The organism is Chryseobacterium sp. UF-290 (genome assembly GCF_058245615.1).
The window spans coordinates 91,984-107,288 of the sequence record NZ_JBSICB010000011.1 but is presented as its reverse complement, the minus strand read 5'-3'; the positions used below and the strand labels follow the sequence as shown (position 1 = coordinate 107,288).

At 38.8% G+C, this 15,305-nt stretch carries 9 protein-coding genes and 1 riboswitch; of the genes, 5 read left to right on the top strand and 4 right to left on the bottom strand.

The window, feature by feature from the left end:
• Positions 1 to 2: 2 nt before the first annotated feature.
• Positions 3 to 773, bottom strand: coding sequence for a WG repeat-containing protein (locus tag AC4IF5_RS14025; protein ID WP_490735514.1), 771 nt, complete (start codon positions 771 to 773; stop codon positions 3 to 5).
• 311 nt (positions 774 to 1,084) lie between these two features.
• Here AC4IF5_RS14025 and AC4IF5_RS14020 point away from each other — a divergent pair, with 311 nt between their 5' ends.
• Positions 1,085 to 3,868 carry a bifunctional aconitate hydratase 2/2-methylisocitrate dehydratase gene (locus AC4IF5_RS14020; protein WP_490735512.1) on the top strand — a complete coding sequence of 928 codons (2,784 nt, stop codon included), beginning with the start codon at positions 1,085 to 1,087 and terminating at the stop codon, positions 3,866 to 3,868.
• A 317-nt stretch (positions 3,869 to 4,185) separates the two neighbouring features.
• Positions 4,186 to 6,453, top strand: a complete 2,268-nt coding sequence (locus tag AC4IF5_RS14015) for an aconitate hydratase (protein WP_490735510.1) — start codon at positions 4,186 to 4,188, stop codon at positions 6,451 to 6,453.
• 245 nt (positions 6,454 to 6,698) lie between these two features.
• On the opposite strand, the gene AC4IF5_RS14010 is transcribed toward AC4IF5_RS14015, so the two are convergent.
• Both AC4IF5_RS14010 and AC4IF5_RS14005 read right to left on the bottom strand, forming a co-directional pair.
• Complete coding sequence (locus AC4IF5_RS14010) at positions 6,699 to 7,376, bottom strand: LytR/AlgR family response regulator transcription factor (protein ID WP_490735508.1); 678 nt, start codon at positions 7,374 to 7,376, stop codon at positions 6,699 to 6,701.
• Positions 7,369 to 8,379, bottom strand: coding sequence for a sensor histidine kinase (locus tag AC4IF5_RS14005; RefSeq protein WP_490735506.1), 1,011 nt, complete (start codon positions 8,377 to 8,379; stop codon positions 7,369 to 7,371). The genes AC4IF5_RS14010 and AC4IF5_RS14005 overlap by 8 nt, the downstream gene beginning before the upstream one ends.
• Positions 8,380 to 8,569: 190 nt before the next feature.
• Between AC4IF5_RS14005 and AC4IF5_RS14000 the strand changes: the two genes are divergently transcribed.
• A complete protein-coding gene (locus AC4IF5_RS14000) occupies positions 8,570 to 8,800 on the top strand; it encodes a hypothetical protein (RefSeq protein WP_490735504.1) in 231 nt (76 codons plus the stop codon).
• Positions 8,801 to 8,823: 23 nt separating this feature from the next.
• A complete protein-coding gene (locus AC4IF5_RS13995) occupies positions 8,824 to 9,675 on the top strand; it encodes a DUF5694 domain-containing protein (RefSeq protein WP_490735502.1) in 852 nt (283 codons plus the stop codon).
• Between the two features lie 94 nt (positions 9,676 to 9,769).
• Here AC4IF5_RS13995 and AC4IF5_RS13990 read toward each other — a convergent pair whose 3' ends face one another.
• Entirely contained in the window at positions 9,770 to 12,514 is a 2,745-nt protein-coding gene (locus AC4IF5_RS13990) for a TonB-dependent receptor plug domain-containing protein (RefSeq protein WP_490735500.1), read from the bottom strand.
• Between the two features lie 285 nt (positions 12,515 to 12,799).
• A riboswitch (SAM-I-IV-variant riboswitch) is annotated at positions 12,800 to 12,895 on the bottom strand.
• 119 nt (positions 12,896 to 13,014) lie between these two features.
• Between AC4IF5_RS13990 and AC4IF5_RS13985 the strand changes: the two genes are divergently transcribed.
• Positions 13,015 to 15,240: an outer membrane beta-barrel protein gene (locus AC4IF5_RS13985; RefSeq protein WP_490735498.1), complete on the top strand. Its 2,226-nt coding sequence runs from the start codon at positions 13,015 to 13,017 to the stop codon at positions 15,238 to 15,240.
• The last annotated feature ends 65 nt before the right edge of the window (positions 15,241 to 15,305 follow it).

Sequence of the window (15,305 nt, the reverse complement as noted above, 5' to 3'; positions counted from 1 at the left end):
TCTCAGTATGTTTTATTGTCTGCGTCGATATAGTAGTAGTTTTTGCCGTCTTTTGTCACCTCAAACATTTTCCCCAGTTTCCAGCTGAAGTTTCTTTTAATATTGGAATATTCGAAAGGAATAATGATCTTGTTATTGACATCAATTACCCCAAATTTATCATTATTGGAAGCCACGATCATAGGATCGGCAACATCATCACCTTCCATAATGTACAGATATTGATATTGAGGGTAAATCTGATACTGTCTGTAGTCAGCGGCATTCACAAATTTTGATTTTTCAATAATTCCATAGAAGCCATTCAAAACATAAGCCTGAAATAACTGTTGCTTATATTCTTCAAACTTACATTTTCCAAGGTCGGCATCCTTGAACTGATATACTCTTTTCCCATTCTGATCAATCCTATAGGAAATCATATCTTTTTCTACCGTAGCATAGCTATTCGTTCCAAATTTCCGGATTTTTTCGTTCGGTGAGTTCAGAAGATTGCAATCCTCATAAAAAAATACGGCAATATGATATTCCGGCTGGATGATGAATTTTCCATTTTGATTGACATACCCGAACTGATCTCCTTTCTTTTTGGGAATCAGTACCGGAAGGTCTTTGTTGATCACCACCAGATCAGGATTAGGTTTACTTGCGGCAGATCCTTTCTTCATAGGAGTTTTGGCTACATTCTTCACCGCAATTTTTTTCACAGATTTGGTCTGAGAAAAAACGGAAATCGAAATAAAAACACACAAAACATTCAGGATATTTTTCATATTCATCATTTACCTGCAAAATTACAGCCAAAAATAGAAATTATCAAATTCATATTTATAAAGAATCTAAATAATTTCATTCCCATAAAATAGTAAAATTTCGTAATTTTGGGCAACATTTTGAATTGTTTAATAATTTTAAAACTTTTTTAAAAAAAGTGTAGATTATAATTACTTTACTCCGGTTCAGGTTGCTTATTAAAATGCAAAAAATCAAAATGTTATTAAAATTGTATTTTTATACAGACCGGTGAAGAAGTGGCAGTACTGGAAAACATTTTAATCTACCTTAATATTGAAAGACTTCTATTATGAATATTTATAAGGATTACATCAAGGAAATTGAAGAAAGAAAAAACCAGGGGCTTCATCCGAAGCCGATCGATGGTGCCGAATTGCTAAGCGAAATCATCACGCAAATTAAAGATTCAGGTAACGAACATCGAGCAGACTCTCTTAAATTCTTTATTTACAACACGCTTCCGGGAACAACAAGTGCTGCGGGAGTAAAAGCTAAATTTTTAAAAGAGATCATTCTTGGTGAATCCGTAGTAGAAGAAATCTCTCCGGCTTTTGCATTTGAGCTGTTGTCTCACATGAAAGGAGGTCCTTCCATTGAAGTATTGCTTGATCTTGCTTTGGGTAATGATCCTGCGATTGCTAAGGAAGCAGCAAACGTTCTTAAGACTCAGGTTTTCCTTTATGAGGCAGATACGAACCGTCTGAAAGAAGCATTTGAAAGCGGTAGTGCAATCGCAAAAGAAATTCTTGAAAGCTATGCACAGGCTGAATTTTTCACTAAACTGCCGGAAGTTGCAGAAGAAATAAAAGTAGTTACCTATATCGCTGGTGAAGGAGACATCTCTACAGATTTGCTTTCTCCGGGTAACCAGGCACACTCAAGATCTGACCGTGAGCTTCACGGTAAATGTATGATCACTCCTCAGGCGCAGGAAGAAATCAAAGCTTTACAGGCACAACATCCGGATGCAAGCGTTATGCTTATCGCTGAAAAAGGAACAATGGGGGTAGGATCATCCAGAATGTCGGGAGTAAACAACGTCGCTCTCTGGACAGGTAAACAGGCAAGTCCATATGTGCCATTTGTGAATATCGCTCCAATCGTGGGAGGAACAAACGGTATCTCTCCGATTTTCCTTACCACCGTTGACGTTACCGGAGGTATCGGTATTGACCTTAAAAACTGGGTGAAGAAAGTAGATGAGAACGGAAACCCTGTTCGTAACGAAAATGGTGAAGTCGTTCTTGAAGAGGCTTATTCAGTAGCAACAGGAACTGTTCTAACTATTAATACAAAGAAAAAGAAATTATATAACGGAGACAAGGAACTTATTGACCTTACCAAGTCTTTCACTCCACAGAAGATGGAATTCATCAGAGCGGGAGGATCTTATGCTATCGTATTCGGTAAAAAGCTACAGACATTTGCCGCTCAGATTTTAGGAATTGAAGCTCCGGTTGTTTTTGCTCCTTCAAAAGAAATTTCTCACGAAGGACAAGGTCTTACCGCGGTGGAAAAGATCTTCAACAGAAACGCGGTGGGAACAACTCCGGGAAAAGTATTACACGCAGGTTCAGACGTTCGTGTACGTGTTAATATCGTTGGATCTCAGGATACGACAGGTCTTATGACTTCCCAGGAGCTTGAATCAATGGCTGCAACCGTGATTTCTCCAATCGTTGATGGTGCTTATCAGTCAGGATGTCACACTGCTTCGGTTTGGGATAAAAAAGCTCAGGCTAACATTCCAAAGCTTATGAAGTTTATGAATGATTTCGGTCTGATCACAGCCCGTGACCCAAAAGGTGAGTACCACGCTATGACTGATGTAATTCACAAAGTTCTTAACGATATCACTGTAGACGAGTGGGCGATCATCATCGGTGGTGACTCTCATACAAGAATGTCTAAAGGAGTTGCTTTCGGAGCTGACTCAGGAACTGTAGCCCTTGCATTGGCTACCGGAGAAGCATCTATGCCTATTCCGGAATCTGTAAAAGTAACCTTCAAAGGTGAAATGAAGCCCTATATGGATTTCCGTGATGTAGTACATGCAACACAGGCTCAGATGCTTAAACAATTTGGAGGAGAGAATGTATTCCAGGGCAGAATCATTGAGGTTCACATCGGAACACTTCCTGCTGACCAGGCATTTACATTCACAGACTGGACTGCAGAGATGAAGGCAAAAGCTTCCATCAATATTTCTGAAGACAGTACTTTGATCGAATCACTGGAAATTGCAAAAGGCAGAATCCAGATCATGATCGACAAAGGTATGGATAATAAAAACCAGGTTCTAAAAGGATTAATCGATAAAGCTGATAAGAGAATTGCAGAGATTAAATCCGGTGAGAAGCCTGCTCTTACTCCGGATGCCAACGCTAAATATTATGCTGAACTGGTTGTAGACCTTGATGTGATCGTAGAGCCAATGATTGCCGATCCGGATGTAAACAATGAAGATGTTTCCAAGAGATATACTCACGATACCATCAGAGACCTTTCTTACTATGGTGGAGAGAAAAAAGTAGATCTTGGTTTCGTAGGATCCTGTATGGTTCACAAAGGTGATTTGAAAATTGTATCTCAAATGCTTAGAAACCTTGAAAAGCAACGAGGCAAAGTAGAGTTTAACGCTCCGCTTGTAGTGGCAGCACCAACGTATAACATCATTGATGAGCTAAAAGCAGAAGGAGACTGGGAATTATTAGAGAAGTATTCAGGTTTTGAATTTGATGATAATGCTCCTAAAGGTGAAGCCCGCACAGAATACAAAAACGTGATGTATCTTGAGCGTCCCGGCTGTAACCTTTGTATGGGTAACCAGGAAAAAGCAGCAAAAGGAGACACCGTATTGGCAACATCTACCCGTCTTTTCCAGGGGAGAGTGGTTGAAGATTCTGAACGTAAGAAAGGAGAATCTTTGTTAGCATCAACACCAGTTGTTGTATTATCTGCCATTATCGGAAGAATTCCTAGCATTGATGAATATAAAGCGGCAGTTGAAGGTATTGACCTGACAACCTTTGTTCCTTCCATTAAAGAATTGACAAGTACAAGCGTTCATTAATAGAATGATTAAATAAGTCGCAAGACTATTGAAAATTATATAATTGAAAGATTTTAGTCCTTTAGGATTTAAAATCTTTCAATTTTTTGTTTAGAACGGTTCTATTTTAAGATAAATACGATTTTTTTCTGATAAAATCCAGAAAACAAATTCTATTTTTTCTTAAATTGAAAGTTATAAAATCAATTGATTTTACAGTCAAAATTGTCCTTATTTATGGATTATAGGAACGTTTTTTGATGTATAAAAAATGATTTTTCTTTCTCACACCAGAGAAAAAATATTATCGGAAAAAAAGAACAAAACTAAAATAAGATATGACTTTTGATATTGATATGATCAAAAAAGTGTACGAGCGCTACCCGGAGAGAATTGCTGCGGCAAGACAAATCGTGGGAAAACCTCTTACGCTTTCAGAAAAAATCCTTTATACCCACCTTTGGGAAGGAAATGCAACACAGGCATATGAAAGAGGAAACTCTTATGTAGACTTCGCACCAGACAGAGTAGCGATGCAGGATGCCACAGCACAGATGGCGCTTCTGCAGTTTATGCAGGCAGGAAAACCTAAAGTAGCTGTTCCTTCAACGGCTCACGCAGATCACCTGATCCAGGCTAAAGTAGGGGCTGATAAAGATCTACAGGAAGGGATCAACAAAAACTCTGAGGTATTCAACTTCTTAAGTTCCGTATGTGATAAATACGGAATCGGATTCTGGAAACCGGGAGCGGGTATCATTCACCAGGTTGTATTGGAAAATTACGCTTTCCCCGGAGGTATGATGATCGGTACCGATTCCCATACAGTAAATGCCGGAGGACTGGGAATGGTAGCCATCGGTGTAGGAGGCGCTGATGCAGTAGACGTAATGGCCGGAATGGCCTGGGAGCTTAAAATGCCTAAACTTATCGGGGTAAAATTAACCGGTAAGATGAGCGGATGGACTTCTGCAAAAGACGTGATCTTAAAGGTAGCAGGAATCCTCACCGTAAAAGGAGGAACAGGATGTATCGTAGAATATTTCGGTGATGGTGCAGAGTCTCTTTCAGCAACCGGCAAAGGTACCATCTGTAATATGGGTGCTGAGATCGGAGCTACGACATCTACTTTCGGATATGACAATTCCATGAGAAGATATCTTGCCGCTACAGGAAGACAGGATGTGGTAGATGCAGCGGATAAAATTGCTGAGCACTTAACAGGGGACGCTGAAGTATATGCAAACCCGGAACAATATTTCGATCAATTAATTGAGATCAATCTTTCTGAACTGACTCCTCACTTAAACGGGCCTTTCACTCCTGACCTTGCAACTCCGGTTGCTGAATTCAGAGCTAAGGCTGAAGCTAACGGATGGCCGTTAGAAGTTGAGTGGGCTTTAATCGGTTCTTGTACCAACTCTTCCTATGAGGACTTGTCAAGAGCTGCTTCTATCGTAGAAGATGCAGTAGCGAAAGGAGTGAAACCTAAAGCAATCTTAGGGATCAATCCAGGTTCTGAGCAGGTAAAATTCACGGCGGAAAGAGACGGATTCCTGAATTCCTTCAGAAAATTTGAGAACGCAAGGATCTTTACGAACGCTTGCGGACCGTGTATTGGACAATGGGACAGAGAAGGGGCTGAAAAAGGAGAGAAAAACTCTATCATCCACTCTTTCAACAGAAACTTTGCGAAAAGAGCTGACGGGAACCCAAATACCCACGCATTCGTAGCTTCTCCTGAAATGGTAGCGGCTGTTGCCATCTCAGGAAGACTGGACTTCAATCCTATTACAGATACTTTAACAAACGAAGCCGGAGAGCAGATTAAACTAGACGAACCTAAAGGTTTTGAATTACCGGCAAGAGGCTTCGCGGTAGATGATAACGGATACCAGGCTCCATCGGAAGACGGATCCAGCGTCGTAGTCAATGTAAGCCCTACTTCAGACAGACTTCAGTTGTTGGAAGAATTCCCAGCATGGGATGGTAAAAACATTGAAGGGGCTAAAGTATTGATCAAAGCTTTCGGAAAATGTACTACCGACCACATCTCTATGGCGGGACCATGGCTGAAATACAGAGGTCACTTAGATAATATTTCAAACAACATGTTGATCGGAGCAGTAAATGCTTACAACATGGAAACCAATAAAGTCAAAAATGAACTTACAAGTGAATATGGTGAAGTTCCTGCTGTACAGAGAGCTTACAAAGCCGCCGGAGTTCCAACAATCGTTGTAGGAGACCAGAACTACGGTGAAGGTTCTTCAAGAGAGCACGCAGCAATGGAGCCCAGACATCTTGGTGTAAAAGCGGTATTGGTAAAGTCATTCGCAAGGATTCACGAAACCAACCTTAAAAAGCAAGGTATGCTTGCATTAACCTTCGCTAATGAGGCGGATTATGACAAAATCCAGGAAGATGATACTGTTAACTTCTTAGATCTGGATCAGTTTGCTCCGGGAAAACAAATGACTTTAGAGTTCGTACATGCAGACGGAACTAAAGATATTATCATGGCAAACCATACGTACAACGACCAACAAATCGATTGGTTCAAGGCCGGTTCTGCCCTGAATCTGATTAAACAACAGGAAAAATAAGATTAATTGTTAGATCGGTTAATACAAAAGGCGGCTTCTTTAATAGAATCCGTCTTTTTTTGTTTATTTGTTTTCATCTTTAAGAAAAATAAAGTTTAAGTTTTATCGCGCGCAGATTATGCGGATAGCGCAGATTTTTTGACGAGAAGAGAGTTTGTTTATGTTTACAATGCTGCTAATTTCTGAGTGAATTCAATAGTATAGATTAACTAAACCTTATCGATTTTTTGATGCACATTTTATTTTTACTTTAGTTTATCCAAAAGATTTGCCCTGTAACTATCTCCTATCGGAATCTCAATCTCAGACAGCATGACTTTTTTGGCACCGATACTTTTGACCTTGTCCAGATTGATAATAAAGGATTTATGAATGCGCACGAATCTTTCAGGAAGCTGGGTTTCCATTGATTTAAGGGTATCCAGAACGATATATTCATCACTGTCCGTCCGGATATTGATATAATCTTTAATACTCTCAATATAAAAGATATCATTAAAGCTGATACGATGCTGCTGTCCTGAAGATTTAACGAAAAAATGACCATGCTCCGCTGCCTGAAAAGAAAACCGCTCCCGGGCCTTTAAAATACTCTTCTGAAAACGTTCAAACGAAATGGGTTTCAGGAGATAGTCAATAATATTATGTTCATAGCCTTCCAGCGCATATTCGGCATAGGCCGTTGTCAGAATATACTTTTTCTTCTCACCGACAATCTTCATAAAGTTGATCCCGCTAAGCTCCGGCATCTGGATATCTAAAAAAATCAGATCAGACTGATTGTTCTGAATATATTCTAAAGCCAGAATAGGATTCTCAGTCGAAAAAACCAGCTCAAGAAAAGATATTTTCTGTACATAATGTTCCAAAAGGGAAATTGCCAGAGGTTCATCATCAACGATAATACATTTGATCTTATTCATCCCGTAAATCAATTTTTAAATCTACAATAAATTCCGTTTCAGAGTCTTTTATATTCAACTGATAATGATGAGGATATAAAATTTCCAGCCTTTTCTTTACATTTTCAATTCCGATCCCTGAAACGGTGTCTTTTACTCTATCCTTTTTACAATTTAAAAGATAAAAATGCAGAACCTTGTCATGATCAGAAATTTTCATTTCAAAGCCTTTATTACGGAAATCACCGTGCTTAAAAGCATTTTCCACGAAAGGAACCAACAGCATCGGAGAAATGTTCAGATGAGGATATTGAATATCCTTCTGCACGAACAGTAATTCCGGATTTCTGATCCTTAGTTTTTCCAATGCAATCAGGCTGTCAATATAACCCACTTCTTTATCCAAAGGAATAAAGTCTTTTTCAAGATCCTTTGTGCTGTATCTCAACAACTGACCGAGCTCTTCAATAGCGGAGAGTGCCTTATCCGACTTCTGATAGACAAGAGAATAAATATTATTTAAAGTATTAAAAATAAAATGGGGATTGATCTGGGTTTTCAAAGCCTTCAGCTCAGCATTCTTTTTTTCTTCAACTAATCGCAGCCTTTCTATATCCAGCTTTGAATATATTTTAAAAAGACAAAAAACAGTACTGATAAAAATAGACGTTACACTGTTGTAAATATTATCAAAAAAATAATATCCGAAATTCGTCCCCTCCGCATAATTTCTCATTCCAAAAGCTAAGGGAAGAATGACCTCTTCGGAAAGATAGCGTATTATAACAAAACAAGTCACGCTTATAAAAAAACCAATAATCGTTTTATACAGCTTCTGTATATCAAAAAACCGGGGAACAATAAAAAAATAGTTGAAGTAAAAACACACCAGACTTGTCAGAAAGAACGTCACATCAAAAATAAGATAACCTTTCCTATATACAAAGTTCGGAATGATGATGGTTCCTGTAATATACATCAGCCAGTAAACAAAATGGAGGAAAAGTAATTGCTTTTTTTTCATAGCACAAAAATAACGGTTCAATATTACTAAGACCTCTTTTTTCGATTAACGGGTCGATTTTCCCGATGAAATTATTTTGATACCTGTTAAAAAGCCTTTCATCTAACAGCCATTTCAATGAATTGGCTCTCTCCATACCTTTGTCCCGGATATGTAATGAAATTTCCGTTTAATCTGTCTTTTATATAATATGAAAAGAAATATCCTCTCTGAAAATAGAAGTTATCACCACTCCTCCTGCAATATCTTTAAGACATCGGGATATAAAGGAGATATGTATTTTGCAGATAATACCCAATCATTCAACAATTACTGGGATGCCCGGAGAATGATACTCAGTATCACTTATAATTTCGGTAATCAGAAAGTAAAGTCTAATAACAGAGCGGTAAATTTTGAAGAAAAGAACAGAGCTCAATAGTTTAATCAATATAAAACAATATCATGAAAACCTTTATTTATATCTTTTTATTATGTCTGTCCATAGCTATTCCGGCCCAAAAAAAGCCATCGGATTATTTCAAAAACCCAAAAACAAAAGTATTGGTAGTGGGCTCATTCCATTTTGACTATCCCAATCTGGATGCCCATAAAACGAAGAAAGAAGACCAGATCGATGTACTGTCTCCCAAAACAGCCAAAGAAGTTACTGAGCTTGTAGAATATATCAAAACATTTAAGCCGACAAAAATCGCTATCGAAGCGTGGCCCAACTGGAATGCCAATCAGAAAATGAAGGAATATAAGGAAGGAAAACACAGGAATAAAAGAGATGAACGCTATCAGCTAGCCATGCGGATCGCCAATGAACTGAACATCAATGAGCTTTTCAGCATTGATGCTTCATCTATCCTGAACGACCTGGGAAAGCAGTTTGGCAAAACTGATTCTGCTTATTTTCAAAAGCTTACTGAAGGGTACGATTATAAAAGTGATGATCCTGTATCCAAGCTCTATACAGATTTCTATAAAAGTTCAGAGCCCCGGCATTTTAAATCACTTCTGGACACTTTTCACTACCTGAACAGTAAGGAGTCTCATCTCTATGCGTATGGAGCTTACCTCAGCGGTGATTTTAAACTGAGGGAATATGACGGTGCTGATATCCTCGCCATGAACTGGTATGACAGAAACCTCAGGATATTCCGCAACATCCAACGGATTCCTCACAACAATGAAGACAAAATCCTTGTTATTATCGGCAATGGGCACGCAGCCGTACTAAGACAGCTTCTAACTTTTTCTGCGGAATTTGATTTTGTAGAGTTTTCTTCATTACAGGAGACCAAGCAATAAGAAGTTTACTGTCAAATAAATAGTATACCTAAAAAACAGAGCGTCAATCTCTGTTTTTTAGGTGAAATTAACCTGATGTCTGCTGCTTATCCTGTCAGAATTTAAATTCTACTCTTGCAAATACAAATCTTCCTCCAATACCATATTGTGAAACCTGTCTGGAATACACAAACTGGCTGTCTGCTGTCAAAGAGCTTATATCCGGACTTCTGGAAGGTAATATATTAAAGATATTATTACTTCCTACTGTAGCCGAAATATTTTTATTAAAATCATACCCAACAGAAAGATCTGTTACAAAACGGCTGTTTAATATAAAATGCTCTCCGCTTCTTGTTACTCCGTCGAAATTGGCATCCACAACATCCGCATCGGTTACTTTACCGAAGAAAGAGTTACGAAGCAGAATAGTAAAGTCCGACAATCTTACCGTATTAGAAAGCGTTGCCTTTATGCGTGGTACTGCCTCTTCAAAATAAACCCGGTTAGGCTCAGAAAAATAGTTATCAATCTGGCTTATGAGCTTAGGTGACGCATGAATATCGCCAATTCGCCTGGTCTGGTTAAGATTAAGTCCAAAATTATTTTCCAGAGAAACTCCGGAAGCAATTTTTGAGGTTTGAGAAATAGTAATATCCAGTCCTTTGGTCTGAGAATCGACTGCATTGGCAAAGAAATTCGCCGCACTGGCTCTTGCCAGGTCAAAAGCATCCTGCAGTACTGCCTGATCAGATCCCTGGCTAAAACTACCCTCAGGACGAAAAAACAGGTCCGTAAGTACTACTCTGTCTTTAATTTTTATGTAATAGGCATCAGCTGTAAATACCAGGCTCAATGTTGGAATTCTCCAGGTGATTCCCGTACTGTAGGACTGCGACGTTTCCTGCTTCAGTTTGGGAATTCCGAGAGCCTGTGCCGCTTCAGAATTATTTCTGAAAGTCCCTACCTGAGTTGTTTTCCCCTGCTGGATCAGCGTAGACGTAGAGCTATAATAAATCTGGGCTAAAGACGGAGCCCTGAATCCTGTGGAAACGGCACCTCTCCAATTGAAATTGTCAGCCAGCTTCACATTGGTAGCCACTTTATAATTAAAAGTAGATCCAAAGTCTGAATAGTTTTCATATCGCAATGCTCCTTCCAGCAGCCACCTGTCTGTCACCTCAAGTTCAGCATCGGCATACACTGCTACGCTGTTTCTGCTTCCTGAAACAGCATTATCAGGGCTGAAACCAGGGAAAACCTGAGCTCCTGCAGGCCTTATATTCCCAAAAAAATCTGTAACCTTTTCATTGTCGGGAGTATTTGCTGTAACCACACGCCCAAAAATATCATAAGAAGCGTACGAGTTTCCCTTTCCTGCGCCTACTTTATAATTTTCATACCGATATTCTCCGCCAAATGCCAGATTCAGGCCATGCAATACATCGTATTTTTTTGAGAAATCAAGATTTAGGGTATTCTGTGAAAACTCCGTTCCTCCTGCATCAAAATTTCTGGGAGAGCTATCTGTCAGCGTAGCATTAAATGTATTTACAACACCAAAATTAAAGGTATTCTTTCCGAAGGTATTGCTGAGATCCACGTTCCAGCCATTCCATTTCCCTTTTACCCCTGCCGCAAGAGAATAGTCATTCACTGTAGCTTCGATCTGAGGAAGATATCCGTTCGGAGTGACGGCATTGATATTTCTTTCGTTATTAGGAAGCCGGTAAAAGCCTCCGGCATTTCCCAAACGATAGCTGTAGCCGCCGAAAGAATAAACTTTCCAGTCATCATTAAGCGGTATCTCGGAATTGAAAAAAAGCTGTCCCGACTGTAATTTGGACTGTCCTGCTCTGAGGCTGAAGTCTTTTCTTTCCAATCCTCTGTAAGCAAGCTCCTGAGTAGTAAAATCACTCCCTAATAATCCCTGCAGATCAGAAATACTGTTTGCATTTGAAATCTGAGACTGAAAAGCGGAAGAGAAATAATCTACTTTTCCTGCATATTGCTTAATTGTGCTGATGATCTGTTGGGTATTGGAAGTGTTTCCGATATTCTTATACAGTCCATCAATATTGATCCCATCCTGTAATGCTCTGTAATGAATAGCATTGTAAGCATTGAAAATATCTCCTTCTCTTACTCCTGCCCTCGAGTACGGATCACGGTACTGTGCGGAAGCTGTAATATTAAAAAAACCTGTTTTCCCGATTTTTGCTCCATAATTAAGGTCTACAGAAATAGTCTGCCCATCAACTCCTCCTGAAAAATTATTGGCCACAGGCGAGGCATATCCTCCCAGAAATACTTGTCCGGATAGTCCCAGCCTTCTTTTCAATCCAAGATTTACAACGCCTGCTATTGCATCAGAACCATATTGTGCAGAAGCTCCGTCTCTCAGAACTTCTATTTTATCCAGGGCAAAAGCAGGAATAGCATTAAGATCTGTTCCTACAGCTCCTCTTCCCGGAGTAAGGGTTACATTAATCAGGGAAGATTGATATCTTCTTTTCCCGTTTAACAGTACCAAAACCTGATCCGGGCCCAATCCTCTCAAAAGGGCAGGATCTACAAAATCTGTCCCGTCATTTACAGTGTGTGAAGTGGATGAAAATGAGGGAACAATATAATTTAAGGCCTGACTGATAGTATTAACAGGACTTTGTTTTAGAATTTTTGAAATATTAATAATATCCACCGGAACCGGCGTATCAGTTAATGATCTTCCAGCCCCTCTGGAGCCGAGAATGACAACATCGTCTATTTTTTTAGATTGTACGGAATCCGACTGTGCATAGTAAAATGAAGAAATAAGCGTAGCCGAGGTGATAAGAAGTCCTTTATTGAAATGATGCATGTGTTTTTTATTTTGTTGTTAAAAATTATTTGAAAGCAATACGAACCCTGTAACCCCGGTTGCAGGGTTACCATAAAAAGCGTAAGAATTGTATTATTTTTTAAGAATAAAGAAGACTAGAAACAACAGCACATGCACATATGGAAATGGCATGAGAATATATCAGAATAATGAAGACGAGCGTCATGATCTGAGAAGTAAAAGTTTACATGTGTAATGTGATTTCCCTTGTCTTTAAACATTGATTTCATTTTAAAACAAAAATTCAAGATGGGAGTAAGATAGATGATAAACATTTTTTCCGGAGATCCGGCTTATCTATTCAGCACCTTGCTTGTTTTTGCAGGTTGCTATCCCATCATAGGATTCTTGATAATTATTTGGCAAAGATATAATTATTTCAGAAATAAAAAAATATTTACCCTAAAAATTCGATTTTCAATATTTTACTGTAACAAAATTTCTTTTCCTGCGTCTAACCGGATAGTAGTAAAAACATTATGAAAAAAACGATATTCGCTTTGTCACTCTTAAGTTCTGTGCTTGTTTTTTCACAGGAAAAAGACAATACCTCTTCAAAAGAGAAACAAATTGAAGGTGTAGTCATCACCAAGACTAAAAAAGCCGTTGAGCAGAAAGCTGACCGTACTATTTTTGATTTTTCCGAACAACCCCAGCTTAACAACGGGAATGTTCTAGAAGGAATCAAAAAGCTTCCCGGGCTTGTGGCCACAGATATTGCCGGAATGATGTACCAGGGAAAGATGCTGGATGTTTACCTCAACGGAAGACCTTTAAACATTACCTCCAACGAACTGAATTCTTTCCTGGAAGGAATGCCCGCCAACTCTGTAGAAAGAATAGAAGTGATCACCCAGCCAGGTGCTGAGTTTCCGGCGACTTCCGGAGGAGCGATCATGAATATCATTACGAATAAAAATGCCAATAAATATTTAACAGCTACCTATTCCGGAAATTATTCATTCTCCAATTACGATAAATACAGAAGCAGAACGACAAATTCTATTAATTTAAATGCCAGAAACAAGCTTTTCGGATGGCAGCTCAACGTAGGACAAAACTATCGTGAAAGTATGCTGAACACACAGCAGGATGATCTTCTGGACAGCAATACAGACCGGTTTGCCCGCACCTATTTCGCTAAGGCAGGAGTAACTTTCGATCTTGGGCAGGACAGGTTATTACTGAACTACGATATTTATCATAACAACAATGATAATTATACCTTAAGTAGCGGACTGGGAGACAGAACAGCGGACCCAAACGACCCAAAAGGTTTTTACATCAGAGATTATATTTTCAGCTCCTCAGATATTGCCCATACCCATTCGATAAGACAGGAAGCTGTGGTAACGTATCAGAAACGTTTTACGGATAAGGCCCAGAAACTTGATTTTCAGTTTGGCTATACAAAGGCTTACACCAAGTTCGGGCAGGATAATGTCTTTTTTAACAAGACCTTCCAGAATCCTGAGGAATCCCTGCCAACAGCTGCTCTCGGAAATATACTGAGCAATAATTCTGACATGAGAATTGCTAATTTCAAGATCGATTATTCACAGCCGGTCAAGCTTCTTGATGGCGGAAAAGTAAGTGCAGGAGGATTATATGAAAGACAGGATTATGATACGGACAGCTTTGGAATTACCAATTTGGATTATCAAAGACAAACTGCATCCACCTATTTGGAGTTCCAGGCCAAACTGAAGAAATTTGATTTTACTTTAGGAGCAAGAGCTGAAAACTATGATATTTCCGGAATCACCAGGTCTTATAAGGAAGGAAAACTTGTTCAGGATAATCTGACCCCTTTTGACAGATTTAAATTATTTCCTAATGCCAGCGTACAGTACAATATGATGAATCAGGTATATGTAGCGGCCAATTATAACAAAAAGATCAGCTTACCAAGTATTTCTGCCTTAAACCCGAATAACACTACATTTGGAGGTCCCAATACTCAGATAACCGGTAACGCCAATCTTCAGCCTACCATTTTCAATAATTATGAATTGAAAGTCTCTGCTTTTGATTATGCATTTATAGGATATAGTTTAAGTGAAGCAACAGATCAGGTAGCACAAATTGTAAGAAAAGATGGCAAAAATCTTTACAACCAGCAAATGAATATCTCCAATATGAGGATTCATAACTTTAATGTAGGGTTACCCGTTCCATTCATGATCTTCAGCAAACCGATGAGTGAAATCATGAAGTTTAACTTCAATCCTGATAAGATCAACTTTATGTATCTGTATGCAGGGTATCAGAAACATGAAATTGATAACCTCAACAACAAAGGTTTCTGGATCTTTAATATCATGACACAACTGATCCTTCCAAAGGAAATCAACATGAATGTTAATTATAGTTATATAACTCCAAAAGGAGGATATTTCTATTTTACAGCAGATAAACCGTTCAATAATTCCCTGAATATTACGCTGACCAAAAAGTTTATGGATAAGCGTCTGACTGTTTCCGTATTTGCAAATGATATTTTCAACAGCCAGCTGATGCAGGCTTATTCTAACCCACCTGAAGGAGAAAGGGCTTTATTAAGAACGAAATTTGACTCCCGAAATTTTGGAGTTTCCATCAACTATAAAATTCCAACAAAAAACAAGCTGGCAAAAGAGGACCCGAATATCCTGAACCAGACCAAAAAAGAAGATAATGGCGGGGTAATGCAGCAGGGACAATAATTTTCATATCAAAATAAATAACAAAAGAGGCTGTCTCAAAAGTCAAATAATTCGGCTTTTGTCAT

Excerpts from the sequence above, each read along its gene's own strand:
- AC4IF5_RS13995 (WP_490735502.1), top strand. The coding sequence starts at position 8,824 with ATGAAAACCTTTATTTATATCTTTTTATTATGTCTGTCCATAGCTATT.
- AC4IF5_RS14000 (WP_490735504.1), top strand. The coding sequence starts at position 8,570 with ATGAAAAGAAATATCCTCTCTGAAAATAGAAGTTATCACCACTCCTCC.
- AC4IF5_RS14025 (WP_490735514.1), bottom strand. The coding sequence starts at position 773 with ATGAAAAATATCCTGAATGTTTTGTGTGTTTTTATTTCGATTTCCGTT.
- AC4IF5_RS14010 (WP_490735508.1), bottom strand. The coding sequence starts at position 7,376 with ATGAATAAGATCAAATGTATTATCGTTGATGATGAACCTCTGGCAATT.
- AC4IF5_RS14005 (WP_490735506.1), bottom strand. The coding sequence starts at position 8,379 with ATGAAAAAAAAGCAATTACTTTTCCTCCATTTTGTTTACTGGCTGATG.
- AC4IF5_RS13985 (WP_490735498.1), top strand. The coding sequence starts at position 13,015 with ATGAAAAAAACGATATTCGCTTTGTCACTCTTAAGTTCTGTGCTTGTT.
- AC4IF5_RS14015 (WP_490735510.1), top strand. The coding sequence starts at position 4,186 with ATGACTTTTGATATTGATATGATCAAAAAAGTGTACGAGCGCTACCCG.
- AC4IF5_RS14020 (WP_490735512.1), top strand. The coding sequence starts at position 1,085 with ATGAATATTTATAAGGATTACATCAAGGAAATTGAAGAAAGAAAAAAC.
- AC4IF5_RS13990 (WP_490735500.1), bottom strand. The coding sequence starts at position 12,514 with ATGCATCATTTCAATAAAGGACTTCTTATCACCTCGGCTACGCTTATT.